The organism is Staphylococcus pasteuri (assembly GCF_030547725.1).
Taxonomy (GTDB): Bacteria; Bacillota; Bacilli; order Staphylococcales; family Staphylococcaceae; genus Staphylococcus; species Staphylococcus pasteuri.
Map to the genome: position 1 here is coordinate 1 of NZ_JAUOQO010000561.1, position 256 is coordinate 256.

General features: G+C 42.6%; 1 pseudogene. It reads left to right on the plus strand.

Annotation, left to right across the window (positions count from 1 at the left end):
* Nucleotides 1-256: pseudogene (gene fliI, locus Q4528_RS14725) on the plus strand (flagellum-specific ATP synthase FliI); the annotation flags it as partial.

The following is a 256-nucleotide window of genomic DNA, read 5'->3' on the forward strand; positions in this document are numbered from 1 at the left end:
GCGATGAGGATTGCAGAAAAATACGCGTCGCAAGGTAAAAATGTTGTTTTGCTTTTCGATTCATTAACTCGTTATGCGCATGCCCTTAGGGAGGTTGGGTTATCTGCAGGTGAGCCACCAACGATGAAGGGGTATCCGCCGTCAGTATTTTTAAAAATCCCTCAGTTAGTAGAGCGTTGTGGTAATTTTAAAAATGGTTCAATAACAGGTGTTTTTACTGTACTGATGGACGGCGATGATGAAAACGATCCTGTTG